Genomic DNA, 19,153 nt, shown 5'->3' with positions numbered 1-19,153 from the left:
CGACGATGCTCTGCACGCGGCTCACGAACGCGCACATCCTCACCCTGGACCCCGACCACCCCGTCGCCCACGACCTCGGCATCTGGCGGGGCCGCGTCGTCGGCCTCGACGCGGCCGTGACCTCGCTGCCCGCACGCGAGGTCGTCGACCTCCAGGGCGCCACCGTGCTGCCCGGGTTCGTCGACAGCCACGTCCACCTGTCCTGGGCCGGACTCAAGGCCGCCACCCCCACCATCGCCCCCTGCGAGCGCGTCGAGGACGTCCTCGCCGTCGTCGAGGAGGCCGCGCTCGGACGCGCCCCCGGCGCCTGGGTGGACATCGCCGGATACGACCAGCGGGCCCTGGGACGCCACCTCACCGCCGCCGAACTCGACCGGGCCGCGCACGGCCGCCGGATCTTCGTCATGCACGACTCGGGGCACGCCTGCGTCGTCGGCACCGCCGTGCTCGACCTGCTGCCGGCCGACGTGCCCCACCAGGACGGCTTCCTGGCCGAGAGCGCGATGACCGCCGTCCGCCGGCTCCGCCTGCCCTACTCCCAGGAGGAACTGGCCGACGCGATCGAGCGCGCCGGGCGCGCCTGCCTCGCCGAGGGCATCACCGCCTGCGCGGAAGCCGGCATCGGCGGCGGCCTCCTGGGACACAGCCCGGTGGAACTCGGCGCCTACCAACTGCTCAGGGACCAGGGCCGACTGCCGCTCCGGGTCCAGCTCATGCCGGCCGGCGACACCCTGCGCCCGCGCGCCGCGCACGCCGACGACGGCATACCCCGCGCCCTCGACCTCGGACTGCGGACCGGGTTCGGCGACGACTGGCTGTCCCTGGGCGCCCTCAAGATCTACACGGACGGCGGCATGATGGCCCGCACGGCCGCGCTCACCGTCCCGTACGAGGGCACCGACCACACCGGACAGCTCCAGGACGACCCCGAGGCGCTCACGCGGCTCGTCGTGGACGGCCACCTCGCCGGCTGGCAGCTCGCCGTCCACGCCATCGGCGACCGCGCCGCCGACCTCGCCCTCGACGCCCTGGAACGGGCCCAGGCCCTCCGCCCCCGCCCCGACGCCCGGCACCGCGTCGAGCACGCCGGGCTGATCCGGCCCGACCAGCTCCCGCGCTTCGCCCGCCTCGGCGTCAGCGCCGTCGTCCAGCCCAACTTCCTGCGGTACTTCGGCGACGACTACGCCGACGTCATGGGCGAGGTGCGGGCCCCGTGGATGTACCGGGGCCGCGGCTTCCTCGACCACGGCGTCACCCTCGTCGGGAGCTCCGACCGCCCCGTCACCGACGGATCGCCGCTGCGGGCGATCCAGTTCATGGTCGAGCGCGCCTCCCTCTCCGGCCGCCGCATCGGCCCCGACGAGGCCGTCACCGTCGACGAGGCCCTCCGCGCCTACACCGTCGCCGGCGCCTACGCCTGCCGCTGGGACGACACCGCGGGCACCCTCGCCCCCGGCAAGCGGGCCGACCTGGTGGTCCTCGGGGACGACCCGCACCGGGTCGACCCTTCGCGCATCGGCGACGTCGAGGTGGTGGCCACCTACGTGGACGGCCGCCGCACGGAAGGCGGCACGCAGTGACGACCGACGACGAGCTCGCTCCCTACGCACCCCTGTGGCAGGCACCGTCCTCGCCGCCCCGCTGGGTCATCTGGCACCCCGCGCCCGAGCTCATGGTCTTCGACACCGAGCTCAACCTCCCCGTCCCCGTCGACGACGCCGCGCTGCCCGAGGTCGTCCGCCGCATGCGCCGCGCCGGCGCCCCGGAGACCGACGCCTACCCGGGACGCGCCTGCGGGTAGGACGCGTCCGCGCGGTCCGGTCCCCGGCCGAACCGCGGCGCCAGCAGTTCGGCCGCCTCCGCCACCGTTCGTACCGGGGGCAGGGCCAGGCCAGGGAGGGACTCCAGGAGGGTGCTGGAGAGGCAGGTGTTCTCCGGCCGGGAGGCGTAGCGGCCGGAGGAGCGGGGGACGGGGCGGACGAGGCCGGGCGGGGCGCCGAGGGCGTGGGCGATGCTCCGGGCCCACTCCGCGCGGGAGACGCGGTCCGGGCCGCCGAGGTGGAGGAGCGGGGGAAGGCCGCCGGTGTGGCGCACCAGCCGCGCGGTCACCGCCGCCACGTCGTCGACGAGGACCGGGGTGGTCCACTGGTCGCCCGGCGCCTCGACCGGCTCGCCCCCGACGAGCCGGTGCGCGCAGGAGGAGAAGAAGTTCAGCCACTTGGCGTGGCCGGCCGGCTCGTGCCCGTAGACGAGGCTGACGCGCAGCACCGTGGCGGGGGAGACGGCCCGGGAGAGCAGGAGGAGTTCGGCGGCCCGCTTGGCCGCCCCGTAGGCGTTCGCCGGCGCGACCGGTGTGGACTCCACGTTCCGGGGCGACGAGCCGTCGAACACGTTGTCCGTGGAGATCATCACGATCCGGTCCAGGCCCGGCAGCGCCGCGAAGGGGGCCGTCGCCGCCGTGTGGGCGGCCGCCGCCTCCTCGGGATGGGCCTCGCACCAGGTGACGTCGGACGGGCCGTGGACGAGGACGACGGCGCGCGGGGCCGTCCGGGCGACCAGGCGCGCGCAGGCCCCGGCGTCGGTGGCGTCCAGCGCGGCCCACCGGGCGCCGTACGACGCGGGGGCCACCGTGGGGCGCCCGCGCGAGGTGAGGGTCACCGGGTGTCCGGAGGCGGCGAGCCGGCGGGCGATCTCCGTGCCGACGAAACCGCTGCCGACGATCAGGACGCCCCCGGGGCCGGGGTCCGCGGCGGGGGAGTTCATCGGGCGGCGGTCCTCTCGGTGCGGCGGGCGGTGCCGAGGCGACGGGAGACGAGCCGGCCCATGCCGATGAGCCCGTGGTCGTCGTCCGCCTCGCCCAGCACGACCATCGCGTCGATCTCGGCGGGTGACAGGCCGAAGCAGCCCTGGCGGACGAGTTCCTCCACGAGCAGGTCCCGGTAGCGCTCGCCGACCGCCAGCGCGAAACCGCCCATGAGCAGATAGCGGCGGACGCCGATCGAGGCGAACACGGCGGTGACGGCGGACGCCAGGTGGACGAGGGTGGAGCGGAGCACGGCCGTGGTGAACGGGTCGCCCGCCCGGACGGCGGCCGCCACCCCCGGGTTGGTGATCTCCTCCGGTCCGGAGGCACCGGCCAGGAGCGAGGCGGCGAGGGCGGCGGGATCGGCCGCGGCGGCCCGGCGGACCGCCGCGAGGACCCCGCGGCCCGAGGCGATCGCGCCCAGGTGCCCCCGGCCGCCGCAGTCGCACCGCGGGGCGTCGGGGGAGCGGTCGCACGTCCAGTGGCCGAGCTCGCCCCCGTGCCCGTCCGCGTCGAGGAGCACGTCGCCGTCGCGGAACACCTTGTTGCCGATGCCGGAGCTGACGGTGAGGAGGCAGAACGGCGCCGCGTCCTCCGTGCCGTAGCGCCAGGCCGCCGCCGTCAGGTCGTTGACGACGAACACCGGCAGGCCCAGACGGTGTTCCAGGAGGTCCCGGAGCGGCAGCGGCGCACCGCCCCCGCCCCAGACGGTCGGGGCACCCAGGACGGTGCCGTCCCGGCCGACCGGCCCCGCGAAGGCGACGCCGAGGGCCGTGACCGGGCGGACGGCCGTCTCCCGCCGCCGCTCGGCCTCGCGCACGATCCCGTCGACCACGTACCGCTGGAGGGCGGCGACGGGGGCGGCCGGGTGCACGGCCATGCCGTCCACGGGCATCCGCCGGATGTCGGACAGGCCGTCCGCGCCGTAGGTGCCGACGCGCAGCGTCGTCCCCCCGACGTCCATGACGGTGATGTCACCGGCCGGGATCGTCATGATGCGCCTCCTCGAAGACGAGCAGGGCGAGGCGCGTGTCGGAATCGTTGCTCAGACCGTGCTCGCCGAAGGGTTCGTTCACGACGACGTCGCCCGCCCCGACGCGGAACGTCTCGCCGTCGCGGTACATCAGGCCGCTGCCGCTGAGGACGATGTACGTCTCGCGGTCCCGGCCGTGGCGGTGGCGGCCGATGGACGTGCCCGGCGGCAGCACCGCCAGGTCGATGAAGTCGGCGCCCGTGCCGTCGCCCCGGGCGAAGACGCGGTGGGCGAGGATCGTGCCCTCGCCGCCGTGGTCGTGCGGTTTCGCGGCCATCAGGTCGCGCAGGTTGACCGGCTCCCTGGTCACGGTCGGTTCCCCTCCTCCGCCGCGCGGGCCCGCCGCGCGAGATCGTCGAGCGCGTGCCGCAGCACCTGCGGGGGGACGTCCTCCAGGTCGTCGACGAACGTGGCCTTGCCGACGGCGGTGGGCACCACGAGGTGGAGCCGGCGGCCGCGGCGCTCCCAGGACTCCTCCAGCGCCCGCGCCATCAGTTCCGGCGTGCACGTGGCCGCGTCGAAGACCGGCAGCCCGATGCGGGTCAGCAGCCCGACGATCCGGTCGCAGCCGTCCTCGTCGACCAGGCCGAGCCGCAGCGCCAGGCAGGCCGAGAGCGCCATGTCGACGGCGACGGCCTCGCCGTGCTCCAGACGGTGGTCGCCGGCCGTCTCGACGACCGGGCTGAAGGTGTGGCCGAAGTCCACCAGCCGGGCGAGCTGGTGCTCGCGCAGGTTGGGGCAGAGCTCCTCCATCATCAGCCGCATCGAGGTGCGCAGCACGTACGTCTCCACCTCGGGCGGCGTGGGGACGCCGGTCCGCCGGAAGGCGTCCGGATGGCGCTCCAGCGTGGCGAACAGCTCCTCGTCCAGGATCACCGCCATCTTCACGATCTCCGCCAGGCCGCAGCGGACCTCCCGCACCGGCAGGGTGGCGAGGAACGCGGGGTCGCTCAGCGAGGCGTGGGCCGGGTGGTAGGCGCCGAACATGTTCTTCGTGCGGAGGGCGTTGACGCCCGTCTTCACCCCGACACCCACGTCCACCTGGCCGACGAGCGTCGTGTTCACCCGGACGTAGCGGATGCCCCGCGCGTACATGGAGGCGGCGAAGCCGACGATGTCGGAGACGATGCCGCCGCCGAGGGCGAGCATCACCCCGTGCCGGTCGAGCCCCGCGGCCTTGGCGAGCGCGCACACCCGCTCGGCCGTGGCCAGGGTCTTGTTCCGCTCGCCGGTCCCGATGACGTGGACCGTCCAGGATCCCGGAGCCAGGTGCGCCTCCAGATAGCCCCGCAGCCTCTCCCCGTACAGGCGGTGGACCGTCGGCCCCACGAAGGCCACGACCCGCCGTCCGCCCAGCGCGCGCGCCAGCGCGGGGTTGCCGGGGGAGAGCACTCCCGGGACGAGGTCCGCGCGGTACCCGGTGCCGTCCGGCGCGAGCAGGCTGAACCCGTCGGCGTCCTCCCGTACCCCCGTGAGCCGTTCGTCGTCAGCGAGAACCCGGCTTGCCATGTCTCTCCTCGGTAGTCACTCGGTGTACTTCCGGCCGGTCCCCGAAGGTCCGGGCCAGGTGGTGGACGAGCGGTGCGGCGGCCAGGTCCTCCAGCGGCACGGGCCGGCCGTTCCCGTCGGCCAGCGGCAGGCACCAGTTGGGGTGCACCCCCGCCGTGCCCGGCAGGTTCTGCGGCCGGCGGTCGCCCGTCACGTCCGGCAGCCAGGCCCCGAGCATCCGCGCCGGGGTGCGGCACAGGTGGGCGTGGAGCGCCGCGACCTCCCCGGCGGGGTCGGGCAGCAGCCCCAGGCGCTCCAGTTCGGCGAGCCAGCCGTCGCGCTCCCCGGCGGCCTCGGCCTTCTCCTCCTCCGCCGGCCGCGTCAGCAGGCCCAGCGAGGCGCGCAGGTCGACGTGTTCCCCGCTGAGCCAGGCGGCGGTGCTCGGCAGGTCGTGCGTGGTCAGGGTGGCCAGGCAGTTCTCCCGCCACCGCTCCGGCGGCAGCGGCCCGTGCCGGCCCTCGGAGCCGCCCTCGTACTCGAAGCGCTGGACGGAGGTGCCGAGGACGCCCCTGCGGGCCAGCTCCTCGCGCACCCCCGGCTCGACCGTGCCCAGGTCCTCGCCGATGACGAACGCCCCGGCGGCCGCGGCCTCCGCGGTGAGCACCGCCAGCATCGCGTCCCCGTCGTACCGCACGTAGGTGCCCTCCGCCGGCGGGCGGCCCTCGGGCACCCACCAGAGCCGGAACAGGCCCATCACGTGGTCGACCCGGAGGGCGCCGGAGTGCCGCAGCCCCGCCCGCAGGAGCCGGGCGAACGGCCGGTAGCCCTCCGCGGCGAGCGCGTCCGGCCGCCAGGGCGGCTGTCCCCAGTCCTGCCCCAGCGGGTTGAAGTCGTCCGGCGGAGCGCCCACCGACATGCCCTCGGCGAGGCAGTGCCGCATGGCCCAGGCGTCGGCGCCCTCCGGCGCCACCCCCACCGCGAGGTCGTGGACGAGGCCCACGGCCATCCCCGCCTCGCGCGCCGCCCGCTGCGCGCCGGCGAGCTGCTCGTCGGTGATCCACGCCAGCCAGGTGTGGAAGCCGACGGCATCGGAGAGCTCCCGGCGGGCCCCGGCCACCGCCGCCGACCGGGGGTCGCGCAGCGCGGCGGGCCAGGAACGCCAGGCCGGACCCCGCACCTCGGCCAGCGCGGACCAGGTGGCGAAGTCGGTGAGGTCGGCGCCCTCCCGCGCGACGAACGCGGCGTAGGCGGCCTCGCGTCCGGGCGTGCGGGGCACCGCGTACACCTCGCGCAGCGCACGGTGCTTCAGCTCCCGCACCTCCTCCCGCCGGATGAGGGAGTCCCCCGACAGGACGGCCGCGTTGAGCGCCGCCGCCCGTGCCGCCCGTTCCACGACCCGGCGGCGCGGGCCCTCCGGCAGGTACGCGAACTCCGGGACGGCCTCCACGCGCACGTGCATGGGGTCGGGGAACCGCCGGCTGCTCGGCCGGTACGGCGAGGGGTCCGGCAGCGCGCCGGGCTCCATCGCGTGCAGCGGCCCGAGCTGCACGAAGTCCGCCCCCAGGTCGCGGCCCGCCCAGGAGACCAGGTCGGCGAGGTCCCCCAGGTCGCCCATCCCCCAGGACCTGCGGGAGAGCAGGAAGTACAGCTGGACGAGGAAGCCCCACGTGCGCGGGGGCGCCTCCAGCGGCCCGGGGGCGACCAGCAGGACCGCGTCCTCGCTCCGCCCGGCCCGTGCGACGCGCAGGGTGTGGCGGCCCGCCGGCAGCGGCCCGTCGAACGGCCGCACCCGGCCGTCGGACCCGACCGCCTCGGCCCGGGCGCCGGGCGGCAGGGAAGGGCGGGCACCGCCGGGACCGACCACGACGCACGGCGGGACCAGGCGCGCGGCCCGCTCCGCCCGGTGCGCGGCGAGCGCGGCCTCGGCGGCGGCCGGCGTCGAGGCGTCGACGCCGCACGCCGCCAGCACCGCGACGAGCGTGTCGCGGCCGACGGGGACCTCCTTCCCCCGGTCCGTGCGGTATCCGGTCGCCACGCCGTACGCCTCGGCAAGCCGCGCCAGCGGATCGCTCACGCGCCACCTCCCACCGGCGTCACGGCCGCGCCGAACAGCCGCTCGAGCACCGCGGCCACGCCGTCCTCGTCGTGGGCGGGCGCGATCTCGTCCGCGACGGCCCGCAGGGCGGGGTGCGCGTTCGCCACCGCCACACCGTGGCCGGCGAGCGCGAGCAGGGGGATGTCGTTGGGCATGTCGCCGAACGACACGGTGTCGGCGCCCGAACAGCCCAGCAGCTCCAGGGCACGGGCCACCCCGGTGCCCTTGGTGATCCCGTGCGGCAGCACCTCCACCATCCCCTGCACGGAGTGCACGATCGTCACCTCGTCGCCGCACAGGCGCCGCGCCGTCTCGGCCAGCTCGTCGTCCCCGACCTCGCGGTGGTGCAGGACGAGCTTGTCGAGGGGCGCGTCCCAGAGCAGGGCGCGGTCGGACGTGACGTCCCAGCCGTGCCGGACCCGCTCCCCGAACCCCGGGGTGACCTTGAACCGGCTCTCGGGCGGCGAGGTGACCACGCCGAGCTCCAGACGCCCGAGGACCGCCTCGACCCGGTCGACGACGGACCGGGCGAGCTCCGTGTCCAGGGCCGCGGAGGACAGCAGCCGGGCCGCGCCGGCGTCGTAGAGCTGCGCCCCCTGGCCGCAGACCGCGAGGCCCGTGTACCCCAGGGAGTCGAGGAGGCCGCGGCAGGCGGCGGCCGGTCGGCCGGTGACCACCAGGTGCCGGGCCCCGGACGCCGCCACCAGGTCGAGCGCCCGCCGGGTCCGGTCGGAGACCGTCAGGTCGCCGCGCAGCAGCGTCCCGTCGAGATCCGTGGCCACCACCCGGTACGGCGGCCGCTCCGGCACGGCCACGGCGTCCCAGGTGACCCGTCCGTCGGACAGGGTCAGCCGGAGGACGAGACCGCCCCGCGGGGCACCGGACGCGAACTCCCCGCGGAAGACGCCGTCGGCGCCGCGCCGCAGCGCGACGAGCCCGGTCGTCCCGCCCCCGGGCACCGGCTCGTCGGAGAGCGCCGCCTCGGCCGCGGACTCCGCCCGTTCCGTGCCCCCGGCGGCCGGCAGCGCGTCGCCCTCGACGACCACGTCGACGGCGACCAGCCCGGGATGGTCGTACGCCACCCGCAGGGGCGCCCCCTCCGACGCGGGCGTGATCCGGCAGCGGGTGAGCACGGGCGCCATCAGCTCCCCGCGCCCCGCCGCCTCGGCCAGCGCGGCGCAGCGGACGAAGTCCGCCCGGCGGTACGCCGCCGCGAACAGCCGCTCGTACGCCGCCGCGTCGAGCTCGGCGCAGGCCGCGTAGGCGGCGGCGTCGCCGAGCTCCTCGGCCCGCCGCGCCATCGCCCCGCGGTGCGCGGCCCGGTCCCGTTCGCCGACGAGCCCGAACCAGCCGTACCGCAGCGCGTCCTCCACCGGCAGGCTCCGCGGCCGGTCGTCGAGCAGCTCCCGGAAGACCTCCAGGCGCCGCCGCGCGCTCGCGCCCCAGGTGAACCGGCGGGCGGTGCGCGACGCGGCGGCGGACAGCCGGGCGTACGCCTCCGGCGCCGCCCGGAACATCCGGGCCGCCTCGCGGATGCGGTCGGCGAGCAGGTGCGCCAGCTCCCGGTCGTCGTCGCGGAACGAGCCGCGCACCGCGAACCCCGTGGCGTCCGGGTCCTCCGGGGGCAGGGCGTGCCCGAAGTGGGCGGTGGTGCGCTGGGCGGTGGCGATCGGGACGGCGCCGCAGGCCATGGCCTCGGCCTGCGCGATCAGGAAGCCGTCGAGTTCGAACTTCGAGGGGTAGACGCAGAAGTCGGCGCAGGCGGCCTCGGTGAAGAGCGTGTCCTCGTCGACGAGCCGCCAGTCCAGCCGTACCCGGTCGGGATAGGTGTCGGCGACGCGCTGGAAGTAGGCGTTGGCGGCGGACGCCTCGGCGGCCCCGCCCGCGCCGGTGGCGCAGCGCAGGACGAAGCTGACCTCGGCGCCGGAGGCCAGGACCTCCTCGACGGCCTGGAGCAGCTCCAGCTGCCCCTTGTGGTGCACCGCGTACCGGGCGGCGTGGTAGAAGACCGGCCGGCGGGGGTCGAGACCCATGGACCGCAGGACGGCGGCGCGGTCGACGCCCGCCGGGTCCCGCGCCAGCCACGTGTCCGACACGCCGCAGCCGCCGTCGAACAGCCGGCCCGCCCGCTCCCGCAGCAGACGGGCCACCGGCAGGGAGGCGACGTACCGCTCCATGGGCGTGTCCGCGAAGGTGCTGTAGTAGTCGCGCTGACCGGGGGAGACGAAGTCCACGAGGTCGGCGTGGGCGAGGATCTGCGGGAACACGGCGACGTGGTCCGGCCCGTACTCGGTGTGCAGCCGGGTCGCCGCCAGCGCGCGGACCATGGCGGCCGCGGGGGAGTCCTCGGGCGGCGGCACGTCCTCCCAGGCGCCCAGGTCGACCGCCGGCGGGCGGCCCCCGGCGTCCTCGTCGCCGAACATCGCCAGCAGCGCCTCCAGTTGCGGCCGGTAGACCTTCTGGGTGATCGGCGCGTTGGCCGCGACCGTGCTGACGCACCGCCAGCGGGGGTCGTCGCGCAGCACCAGGGGGACGAGGTAGTGGTACGACGGCTCGAAGCCGTGGACGACGGCGGGCTCCCCGGCCAGCCACTCCCGGACGAAGCGGAGCCCGGCCACCTGGAAGACCAGCGGCTTGAAGTACGACAGGTCCTGGCCCTCGGAGTTGGGCGGCGGGTACAGCCGGTCCGGCAGCAGGTCGAGCTGGGCGTCGGACAGGAAGTACACGTCCACCCCGTCGAGCCGCAGCCGGTGGGCCCGGGTGGTGAGGGCGAGGGAGGTCTCGGCCGGCCGGCCCGGCCACGTCTTGGGGTCGAGCACCAGCGGCACGGTGTGCTCCCGCCGGTAGTCGAGGTCCTCGACGGCGTGGGTCTCGCGCAGCCGGTCGAGGTGGCCGTGCGCCGGGGTGACGAGGGAGACCCGGTGGCCCAGGGACGCGTACTCCCGGGAGAGGTTCCACACCAGCGGCGACAGGCCGCCGCGCATCAGCCGGTTGTCGAAACCACCGCACTCGTAGGCGAAGTTGACGATGTGCATGTGCGTGCTCCTCAGCGTGCGGCGTGGGGCGCGGGTGCGACGGACTGGACGAAGCCGTCCTCCAGGACCACCGCGGAGTCGATGTCGGCGCCGGCGGGCACCACCGCGCCCGGCAGCAGCACGCTGCGCCGCACCCGGGCGTCCTCGCCGATCCTGACCCCGGGGAAGAGGACGCTGTCCTCGACCCGGCCGCGGCTGACCATGTCGAAGGGCACGACGGAGCGCCGGATCCCCGGCGCGTCCTCGACCCACGACCGGCCCAGCCAGGGCGAGATGGTCCACGGCAGGTCGCGCACCGGCAGCCCGGCGTCCGGCCGGGTCATCGCGAGGTGCGCGCGGTGGTAGCGCTCCACGGTCCCGATGTCCTCCCAGTGGCCCTCGACGCGGTGGCCGCGGATCCGCTCGCCGGCCGCGAGCATGGCCGGGATCACGTCCCGGCTGATGTCGTGCTGCCAGCCGGTGCCGTCCAGCGCGTCGAGGTGGCGTCGCAGCACCTCGGCGTCGAAGACGCAGAAGGCGGCGAACACCAGGTCCGTGGTGGGGTGTTCGGGCTTCTCGACGAAGGCGGTGAGGTCGCCGTCCGCCGAGAAGTCGACCATGCCGAAGAGGTGGACCCAGCGGGGGTCGATCCGCTGGTAGGCGAGGGTCAGCGCCGCCCGCTCCTCGACGTGGCGCCGGATCAGCGGCCCGTAGTCGAAGCGGTACACGTGGTCGGCGTGGAGCACCATCACGTGCTTCGTCCGCGGCCCGAAGATGTGGTCGCCCTTGCGGATCAGCGCGTCGGCCGTGCCCCGTTCGAGGGGCCAGGCCCGCTCGGGGAGCAGCTCCGGCAGCGCGTCGCCGGCGGCGCGGTAGGCCGCGTCGTAGGGTCCGAAGTGGACGCGGAAGCCCGGGTGCGGGGTGTTCCAGGCGAGGTGCAGGTCGTCCATGAGCCTGCGCTCCTCGTACTGGGAGAGCAGCAGGACCTCGTCGATGCCGGAGTCCCGCGCGTTGGCGAGGCTGAAGTCGATGAGCCGGCAGGCGCCGCCGTAGGGGACGAGCGGCTTGAGCCGGCCCGCGCCGAGCCGGCCCATGCGCTCGCCGCGGCCGCCGGCGAGGAGGACGGTGCGGACGGAGTCGTACTCAGCCATGGCGCACCACGTCCCAGGCGACGCGGCCGTCGGACAGGGTGAGCAGCAGCCGGGCGCCGGTGTCCGTCACCGGTCCGGCACCGGTGAACTCACCGGGCCCGGTCCGCCTCCACGCGGTGACCGCTGCCCGCGCCCGGCCCTCCGGGAGGCGCGGCGAGGGGACGACCAGCTCGACCCGCTCGGCGTGCGGCAGCCGGTACACGGGGGCGCCGTCCACGAGCCGGCACCGGTCGCGGACCGCCGCCACCCGCTCCCGCGGCACCGCGCCGGGCCGGCGCAGGACCGCCTCCTCGCAGACGGCGAAGTCGGCGCGCTCCCAGGCGGCGTCGAACAGCCGCCGGGCGACGCCGTCGGTGAGAGGGCCGAGCCGGTCGACGGCCGCGAGGTCGCCGGCGGCCACGGCGGCGGCGAGGACGTCGTCGGGCCGCTCGGTCCACACCCCGTCCGGCAGCAGGTCGAACCAGCCGTTGCGCAGGGCGTCGTCGGCGTCGAGCCTGCCCGGCGCCCCGCGCCACAGCTCCTCGAAGACCTCCAGGTGCAGATCGGCGCACCGGTCCCAGGTGAAGGAGCGCGCCACCTCGCGGGCCCGCCGCGACAGGGCGCGGTACTCCTCGGGCCGCTCGTGGAAGAGCTCCACCGCCGCCCGGAAGCGGTCGGCGAGCGCGGAGGCGAGGAGGGCGTCGTCCTCGGCGAAGGAGCGGTTCACCGAGAAGCCGGTGGTGGTCTCCGGCGGGGCGTCGTGCAGGAAGTGCGCCATGCCCCACTGGGCGGTGGCGACGGGCACGGCCCCGCAGGCCATGGCCTCGCCCTGGGCGATCAGGAAGGTGTCCATCTCGAACTTCGACGGGAAGACGCAGAAGTCGCAGGACGAGGCGTAGGCGAAGACCCGGCTCTCGTCGACGCGCTCCCACTCCAGGTGGACCCGCCCCTTGTGGCGCTCCACGACCTCGTGGACGTACGGGTCGGCGATGCCGGTGCCGGAGATGCACCGCAGCACGAAGTTGGCGCGCAGCCCGGCGGAGAGCACCTCGTCGACGGCCCGGACCAGCTCGACCTGCCCCTTGTGGTGCACCGCGTACCGGGCGTTGTGGAAGAACGTGGGCAGCGCCGGGTCCAGACCGAGGCCGGACAGCACCGCGGCGCGGTCCACGGCGTCGGGATCGCCGGCGAGCCACGAGTCCGCTATCGCGCAGCCGCCGACGAAGCGCTTGTGCGCGGTGCGCCGGACGGTGCCGGCGACGGGCAGCGCCGCGAAGAGGTCCTCGAAGGGGGTGTCGCCGAAGGTGGCGTAGAAGTCCCGCTGGCCCGGCGAGAGGAAGTCGATGCGGTCGGCGTGGTCGGCCACCAGGTCGAAGACGGTCAGGTGGTCGGAGCGGTACTCGTAGTGGAGATGCGTGCGTTCCTGGTACTGCCGCTGCGCCTCGCGCTCGCCGGCCGGCAGGGCCGGCGCCTCCTCCGGCAGCGGCGGGGCGCCGAGCAGCGACAGCAGCCGGCGCACCTCGGGCCCGTACACCTTCTTGGTGATCGGCATGTTGCTCTGCACGGTGGTCACCACGCTCTTCAGCGGGTCGCCGCCGAGCGCCGCGGGCAGTAGGTAGTGGTAGTACGGCTCGTGGGCGTGGACGACCGCCCGTTCGTCGGCGAACCGGCTCCGCAGGAAGCGGACGCTGTCGACCTGGAAGACGAGCGGTTTGAAGAACGTGAGGTCCCGCCCCTTCGCCGCGTACGGCGGGTAGAAGGTGTCGGGCAGCCGGTCGAGGTACTCGTTGGACAGGAAGTACAGGTCGACGCCCTCCAGCCGGATGCGGTGGGCCGTCGTCCGCAGCTCCAGGGACACCTCGGCGGGGAAGTCCGTCCACACCTCGGGGTCGAGGACGAGGGGCAGGGTGTAGCGGTCGTCGTGGTCGAGGTCCTCGACCACGTGCCGGCGGCGCAGGTCGTCCAGGCGCCCGTGCGCGGGCGTCACGATCGACACCCGGTGGCCGCGGCGGGCGAAGGCGCGGGAGAGGTTCCAGAGGTACACCGAGGTGCCGCCCTGGAGGAAGGTGTGGTCGAACCCGCAGCACTCGAAGTAGGTCTCGACGATGTGCAGGGGGTCTGCGGTCACGTCACTCACGTCAGTTCCTCGTGGTGAGAGGGCGGGGCAGTGGGGAGGGGAGGCCGAGCGCGATCGCGTGGCGCAGGTCGATCGCGGCGTGGTAGGGCCGGGCGTGGGCGAAGTTGTAGTCCAGCTCGTGCAGCAGCCGGCGCAGGTAGAGGAGCCGGCGCAGCGGTGCGTCGGCGGGCCCGCCGCGCAGGGCGGGGGAGAGCAGGAGTCCGAGGACGCGCCGCCGCCAGACGTCCGCGGCCTCGAACACGCCCAGCAGCACGACCCGTTCGCGCGGTGGGAGACCGGCGGCGCCGTCCAGCGCGCCGAGCATCGTCTGCGTCGGGTCGACGCCGAGGCGCCGGGCGCTCTCGAAGGCCGCCTCGTCGGCGCTGAAGTACTCCAGGGCCCGCTGGAGCGCGACGACGTCCTCCAGCGGGGACTGCTCGGCCCACCCCGGCTGGTCGGGGCCCGTGCTCGGGGTCGAGAGGTCGATGAGGCCGGGCGGGTCCCAGAGCAGGTGCGACAGATGGAGGTCCCCGTGGCACGGCCCGGCCGGCCGGGGGGCGTCGGAGACATCGAACTCGACGCGCAGCAGCTCCAGTTCTGCGGTGATCGCCCGGAAGGCGTCGCCGGTCGCGGGCGTCGGCAGGTGCGGCTCGGTCCGTGCGCGTTCCGCGAGCGCGGCGGCCCGCGCGGCGGCGGCGCGCAGGCCCCGCCCCGCCGGGTAGTCGGGCGGCGCCGTCCCCGCGCCGAGCCGGTCGCGGAGGTCGTCGTGGAACTCCCCGAGGAAGCGCCCGGCGGCGCGCAGGGGTGCGGCGAGCGGTTCCAGGTGGCGGTGGACCCGCTCCTCCGCCGGACCGTCCGCGAGGGAGCCCGGCAGCAGGGGCCAGAGGGAGCGCAGGTTCGCGCGCAGCGGGTCGTCGATGCCGGTGCCGGGGGAGTAGGTGTAGACGACGCCGAGCGGGAGGCGTTCGGCCCCGCCCGGCGGCAGGTAGCTGTAGTCGCCGAACCACCGCGGCGTCCGGCCGGTGCCGTCCATCAGGCGCAGCAGCTCGGGCTCCCGGACCTCGGGGCCGAGCGTGCGGTAGGCCTTGTGCAGGTGCGGGACGCCGTCGACGGCGAGCAGCGAGAGCGAGTTCGACGACCAGCCCTGCTCGAAGGGGAGCGGCCGGATGGAGCGGACGGCGCCGCCGCCGCGGAACTCCACGTGGCCGCCCCGCGCGGTCGGGACGAGGCCGCCGGCCGCCATGTGCCGGACGCAGGCGAGGTCGAAGGCGTGGGTGCCCTGGGACTCGGCGAGGCGGCCGTCCCCGTCGGTGTGCACGGGGACGAACAGCCGTCGGCCGTGGGCGGGGCCGCCGACGGGGGAGACGACGAGGAGCCTGGCGTCCGGGCCGAGCGCGGCCTCGTCGATCGTCTCGTAGGCGTCGGCCCGGCGGCCGTCCTCGGGCATCCATGCGGCGCCGCGCAGCAGTTCGCGGAGCTGGGTGTCGCTGGTCACGCGGTGGTTCAACTCCCGGTCATCTCGTATCTGGAAAGTCCGCGCCGCCAGACGGCCAGCGCGGCGAGCAGCGCGAGGCCGGTCACCACGGGCATCCAGCGGACGAGGTCCGTGTCGCCGTGGAGCAGGTAGACCGCGGGCGCGTACGACGTGAAGGCGAACGGCAGGACCCAGGTCAGCAGGCCCCGCAGCGAGGGGTGGTAGAGGTCGAGCGGATAGCCGGCGAACTCGGAGACCTGGGTGACCGCCTGCATCGCCGGCAGGGACGTCACCGTCCAGAAGGACAGCGAGGCGAAGAACAGCTTCACCGCGGTGTGGATGAGGGCGCCCGCCAGGATCATGAGCGGGACGAGCGCCCACTGGACCGGGGTGGGGTCGAGGCCGAGCTCGGCCCCCGCCGCCACCACGAGCACGGCGCCGACGGCGATCTCGCCGAGCCCGTCGGGGTGGAAGAAGCGCTCCGAGAGGAGCGAGAACAGCGGGTCCACCGGGCGGATCAGATAGCGGTAGAACTCGCCGCGCTGGACCAGCTTGCGGCCCAGCTCCCACAGCTGGTCGGTGAAGAGGTGGTCCAGGCCGCGCGGCAGCAGGGAGCAGCCGAGCAGGAAGAGGACCTGGGGGTAGGACCAGCCTGCGACGGCGGGGACGTGGGTGAAGACCAGCGTCACGGCGACGGTCTGGAGGCCGACCCGGACGAGGAAGGCCCCCGAGCCGAGGACGAAGTCGAGCCGGTAGGCGGTGAGCCGGTGCAGGCCGACCCCGCCGAGGAAGAACGCGAGGCGCACGTGGCCGCGCAGGGAACGCGTCATCCGCCGAGCACCTCCAGACGGGCCGCGGCCGACCGCCACAGCGCGGCGCACAGCAGGACGAGCCCCGCGGACCAGAGGAGCTGGTGGCCGAGGACCGCCGCGGCGCCGCCCGCTCCCTCGTACCGCCCGAGGAGCAGGGTGAGCGGCCCGTCGGCCAGGGCGCGGAAGGGCAGCACCATGGCGAGCGTGTGCAGGGGGCCGGGCATCAGGGCCAGCGGGACCATCTGGCCGGCGAAGAAGGCGACGATCCCCTGCTTGACCATCCGGACGCCCCAGGTGTTGGTGGTGACGAATCCGGCCATGCCCGTGAGGAGGTTCACGCAGAAGGCGATGACCGCCGAGAGCAGCGTCGAGCCGAGGAACAGCGCGGCGTCGAGGGGGGTGGGGGTGGTGAGGGGGACCAGGACGGCGAAGAGCACCAGCAGCGGCGCGCCGACCAGGACGGCGTTGGCGCCGACGACGGGCAGGCAGGCGGCGAAGCGGACGAGCGGATAGCTGACGGGGCGCACCAGCATGACCGCGATGTCGCCCCGGTAGACCTCCGCCGCGACCTCGTCGTCCACCCGGTTGGCGTGGAGCACGCCCAGCACCTGCGCGACGACGAGGTAGGTGGTGATGCTCTCCGGCGTGAATCCGCCGGGCCCGGGGCCGGGTGACCCCGCGTACACCGCCCGCCACAGGAAGACCGTGACGGCGGCGCCCGCCGCGGCGGTCACCCCGGTGACGAGGAAGGTGGAGCGGTACTGGAGCAGGGACTGCAGCCCGCTGGTGGCGAAGGGCAGGTAGGTCCCGGCACGGGGCGACGGCCTCACCGGACGCCCCCGTCCCGGGCGGCCGGGACGCCGCCGCCCCGGTACGTCTGGCGCAGCACGGACTCCAGGTCGGGCTCCGGGGCGTAGCAGTCGGCGAGGTCGAAGTGCTCCAGGAGGAAGCCGAGCACGTGCCGGGAGGTGAACGCCCCGGCGGGATAGTCGACGCGGATGCGGCCCTCGGGGGTGACGCCGGCCGTCGCTCCGGGCAGACCGGCCTCGATGCGGAGCGCGGCGGCCTCGACGGCCGGACCGCCGCGGTGGTCGAAGACGACCGAGCGCCGGTCGGCCCGGCGCAGCAGCTCGTGGAGCGGGCCCTCGTGCACCACCCGGCCGCCGTCCACGACGAGGGCGTCGTCGCAGATGGCGGAGATGTCGGCGAGGTCGTGGCTGGTGAGCAGCACGGTCGTGCCGAGCTCGGCGCTGGCCCGGTTGATCAGGGTGCGGACCGCCTCCTTCAGGACCATGTCCAGGCCGATGGTCGGCTCGTCCCAGAAGACGACCTTGGGGTCGTGCAGCAGACTGGCCGCGATCTCCGCGCGCATGCGCTGGCCGAGGCTCAACTGGCGTACGGGGGTGGTCCCGAGGGCGTCGATGTCGAGCAGGTCGCGGTAGAGCGCCAGGTTGCGCCGGTAGACGGCGTCGGGGATCTCGTAGATCCGGCGGAGGATCCGGAAGGAGTCCGGCACGGACAGGTCCCACCACAGCTGGCTGCGCTGGCCGAACACCACGCCGATGTTGCGGGCGTTGGCGCGCCGGTCCCGGTAGGGCTCGACGCCGTTCACGAGGCACCGGCCCGACGTCGGCGTCATGATGCCGGTGAGCATCTTGACGGTGGTCGACTTCCCGGCCCCGTTGGCGCCGATGTACGCGGTCCTGGAGCCCGCGCGGACGTGGAAGGAGATGCCGTCCACGGCGCGCACGACGCGGTGTTCGCGGGTGAAGAGGGTGGCGAGGCTGCCGAGGAGCCCGGGCCGCCGCTCGACCAGCCGGAACTCCTTCGTGAGGTGCTCGGCGACGATCACGCGGTCACCTGCTCCAGGGCGCGTTCGAGGAGGTCGGCGCCTTCGTCCAGAAGTGCCTCGTCCATCGTGAACGGCGGTGCGAGGCGCAGGATGTGACCGCCGACGGAGGTGCGCAGGCCCAGGTCGAGCGCGGTGGTGTACACGGCCCGAGCGACCTCGGGCGCGGGGGTGCGCGAGGCGCGGTCGCGCACGAACTCCAGGCCGTGCAGCAGGCCGAGGCCCCGGACGTCGCCCAGGACGTCGAACCGGGCGTGCAGGGCGGAGAGCCGCTCGGCGAGCCGGTCGCCGAGGACCCGGACCCGCTCGACGAGGTGGTCGCGCTCGACCACCTCCAGGGTCGCCCGGGCGGCGGCGATCCCCAGCGGGTTGTTGGCGTAGGTGGAGGCGTACGCCCCCGGCGGCGAGGCCGCGGGGTCGCGCAGCAGCTCGCCGCGGCCGGCGAGCACGGCGAAGGGGAAGCCGTTCGCCATGCCCTTGGACATCGCGACGAGGTCGGGTTCGACGCCGACGCGCTCCGAGGCGAGGAAGGACCCCGTGCGCCCGCCGCCGGTGAGCACCTCGTCGGCGACGAGGAGCACGCCGCCCTCCCGGCACGCCGCCGAGATCCGCTCCCAGTACCCGGCGGGCGGCACGATGACCCCGGCCGCGCCGAGGACGGGTTCGAAGACGAGGGCGGAGACGTTCGGCTTCCGGGCGATGTGCCGCTCGACCAGGGCGGCGCAGCGGACGTCGCAGGAGGGGTACTCCAGCTCCAGCGGACAGCGGTAGCAGTAGGGGGCGTAGCCGAGGACGCTGTTGCCGGCGAAGGACTGGTGGCCGACGTCCCAGTGCACCAGCATGCGGGAGCCCATGGTCTTGCCGTGGAAGCCGTGGCGCAGGGCGCCGACGCGGTGGCGGCCGGGGGCGGCGGTCGACTGGACGACGCGCAGCGCGGCCTCGACGACCTCGGCGCCGGTGGAGAACAGCGCGTAGGTGTCCAGGTGTTCGGGCAGCAGCCGCGCCAACAGCTCCAGGAAGTCGGCTCGTTCGGGTGTGGCGCTGTCGTGGACGTTCCACAGGAGGCCGGCCTGGCGGGTCAGCGCGGCGACGACCTCGGGGTGGCCGTGGCCCAGGGACTGGGTGAGGGTTCCGCCGGCGAAGTCGATGTACTGGTGGCCGTCCAGGTCGGTGAGGACCGCGCCGCGGCCCGAGGCGAAGACGCGTCGGCCGAGGGCCGCCTCCTCGGAGGCGCCCGGTGCCAGGTGCCGTGCCTCCCTGACCAGCTGCCGTCGCTGGTGACCTGTCACCGGTGCCCCCCGTGGTGGATGAACTGAAGCGGATTTCCGGCCAGTTGATC

At 75.2% G+C, this 19,153-nt stretch carries 15 protein-coding genes; 2 read left to right on the top strand and 13 right to left on the bottom strand.

Going from position 1 to position 19,153, the window contains the following annotated elements:
- Nucleotides 1–5: 5 nt before the first annotated feature.
- Entirely contained in the window at nucleotides 6–1,580 is a 1,575-nt protein-coding gene (locus ACZ60W_RS19850) for an amidohydrolase (protein ID WP_469756626.1), read from the top strand.
- On the top strand, nucleotides 1,577–1,801 hold the full coding sequence (locus ACZ60W_RS19845) for a hypothetical protein (RefSeq protein ID WP_469756625.1): 225 nt from the start codon (nucleotides 1,577–1,579) through the stop codon (nucleotides 1,799–1,801). The genes ACZ60W_RS19850 and ACZ60W_RS19845 overlap by 4 nt, the downstream gene beginning before the upstream one ends.
- Here ACZ60W_RS19845 and ACZ60W_RS19840 read toward each other — a convergent pair.
- The 13 genes from ACZ60W_RS19840 to ACZ60W_RS19780 are packed head-to-tail and all read right to left on the bottom strand — an operon-like array spanning nucleotide 1,777 to nucleotide 19,103.
- Complete coding sequence (locus ACZ60W_RS19840; protein ID WP_469756624.1) at nucleotides 1,777–2,763, bottom strand: SDR family oxidoreductase; 987 nt, start codon at nucleotides 2,761–2,763, stop codon at nucleotides 1,777–1,779. The genes ACZ60W_RS19845 and ACZ60W_RS19840 overlap by 25 nt on opposite strands.
- Complete coding sequence (locus ACZ60W_RS19835) at nucleotides 2,760–3,797, bottom strand: ROK family protein (protein ID WP_469756623.1); 1,038 nt, start codon at nucleotides 3,795–3,797, stop codon at nucleotides 2,760–2,762. Before ACZ60W_RS19835 ends, ACZ60W_RS19840 begins: the two co-directional genes overlap by 4 nt.
- The gene (locus tag ACZ60W_RS19830; RefSeq protein WP_469756622.1) at nucleotides 3,778–4,146 is read right to left on the bottom strand and encodes a cupin domain-containing protein; all 369 of its coding nucleotides are present in this window, start codon (nucleotides 4,144–4,146) and stop codon (nucleotides 3,778–3,780) included. The genes ACZ60W_RS19835 and ACZ60W_RS19830 overlap by 20 nt, the downstream gene beginning before the upstream one ends.
- Nucleotides 4,143–5,345 carry a sedoheptulose 7-phosphate cyclase gene (locus tag ACZ60W_RS19825; protein WP_469756621.1) on the bottom strand — a complete coding sequence of 401 codons (1,203 nt, stop codon included), beginning with the start codon at nucleotides 5,343–5,345 and terminating at the stop codon, nucleotides 4,143–4,145. The genes ACZ60W_RS19830 and ACZ60W_RS19825 overlap by 4 nt, the downstream gene beginning before the upstream one ends.
- Nucleotides 5,323–7,398, bottom strand: coding sequence for a 4-alpha-glucanotransferase (gene malQ, locus ACZ60W_RS19820; RefSeq protein WP_469756620.1), 2,076 nt, complete (start codon nucleotides 7,396–7,398; stop codon nucleotides 5,323–5,325). The genes ACZ60W_RS19825 and malQ overlap by 23 nt, the downstream gene beginning before the upstream one ends.
- Complete coding sequence (locus tag ACZ60W_RS19815; RefSeq protein ID WP_469756619.1) at nucleotides 7,395–10,454, bottom strand: HAD-IIB family hydrolase; 3,060 nt, start codon at nucleotides 10,452–10,454, stop codon at nucleotides 7,395–7,397. Before ACZ60W_RS19815 ends, malQ begins: the two co-directional genes overlap by 4 nt.
- Nucleotides 10,455–10,465: 11 nt before the next feature.
- Complete coding sequence (locus ACZ60W_RS19810; protein WP_469756618.1) at nucleotides 10,466–11,584, bottom strand: sugar phosphate nucleotidyltransferase; 1,119 nt, start codon at nucleotides 11,582–11,584, stop codon at nucleotides 10,466–10,468.
- Nucleotides 11,577–13,700: a glycosyltransferase gene (locus tag ACZ60W_RS19805; RefSeq protein ID WP_469756617.1), complete on the bottom strand. Its 2,124-nt coding sequence runs from the start codon at nucleotides 13,698–13,700 to the stop codon at nucleotides 11,577–11,579. The genes ACZ60W_RS19810 and ACZ60W_RS19805 overlap by 8 nt, the downstream gene beginning before the upstream one ends.
- 1 nt (nucleotide 13,701) lies before the next feature.
- Nucleotides 13,702–15,174 (bottom strand): phosphotransferase, encoded by a 1,473-nt coding sequence (locus tag ACZ60W_RS19800; RefSeq protein WP_469756616.1) that lies wholly within the window; start codon nucleotides 15,172–15,174, stop codon nucleotides 13,702–13,704.
- A gap of 8 nt (nucleotides 15,175–15,182) precedes the next feature.
- Nucleotides 15,183–15,983, bottom strand: a complete 801-nt coding sequence (locus tag ACZ60W_RS19795; RefSeq protein ID WP_469756615.1) for an ABC transporter permease — start codon at nucleotides 15,981–15,983, stop codon at nucleotides 15,183–15,185.
- Nucleotides 15,980–16,795, bottom strand: a complete 816-nt coding sequence (locus ACZ60W_RS19790) for an ABC transporter permease (protein WP_469756614.1) — start codon at nucleotides 16,793–16,795, stop codon at nucleotides 15,980–15,982. The genes ACZ60W_RS19795 and ACZ60W_RS19790 overlap by 4 nt, the downstream gene beginning before the upstream one ends.
- The gene (locus ACZ60W_RS19785; RefSeq protein ID WP_469756613.1) at nucleotides 16,792–17,817 is read right to left on the bottom strand and encodes an ABC transporter ATP-binding protein; all 1,026 of its coding nucleotides are present in this window, start codon (nucleotides 17,815–17,817) and stop codon (nucleotides 16,792–16,794) included. The genes ACZ60W_RS19790 and ACZ60W_RS19785 overlap by 4 nt, the downstream gene beginning before the upstream one ends.
- Nucleotides 17,814–19,103 (bottom strand): aspartate aminotransferase family protein, encoded by a 1,290-nt coding sequence (locus tag ACZ60W_RS19780; RefSeq protein WP_469756612.1) that lies wholly within the window; start codon nucleotides 19,101–19,103, stop codon nucleotides 17,814–17,816. Before ACZ60W_RS19780 ends, ACZ60W_RS19785 begins: the two co-directional genes overlap by 4 nt.
- Nucleotides 19,104–19,153: the final 50 nt, after the last annotated feature.

The organism is Streptomyces sp. NPDC104202 (assembly GCF_055584185.1).
The sequence above is the reverse complement of the archived record's forward strand: the minus strand, read 5'-3'. Positions and strand labels throughout refer to the sequence as shown.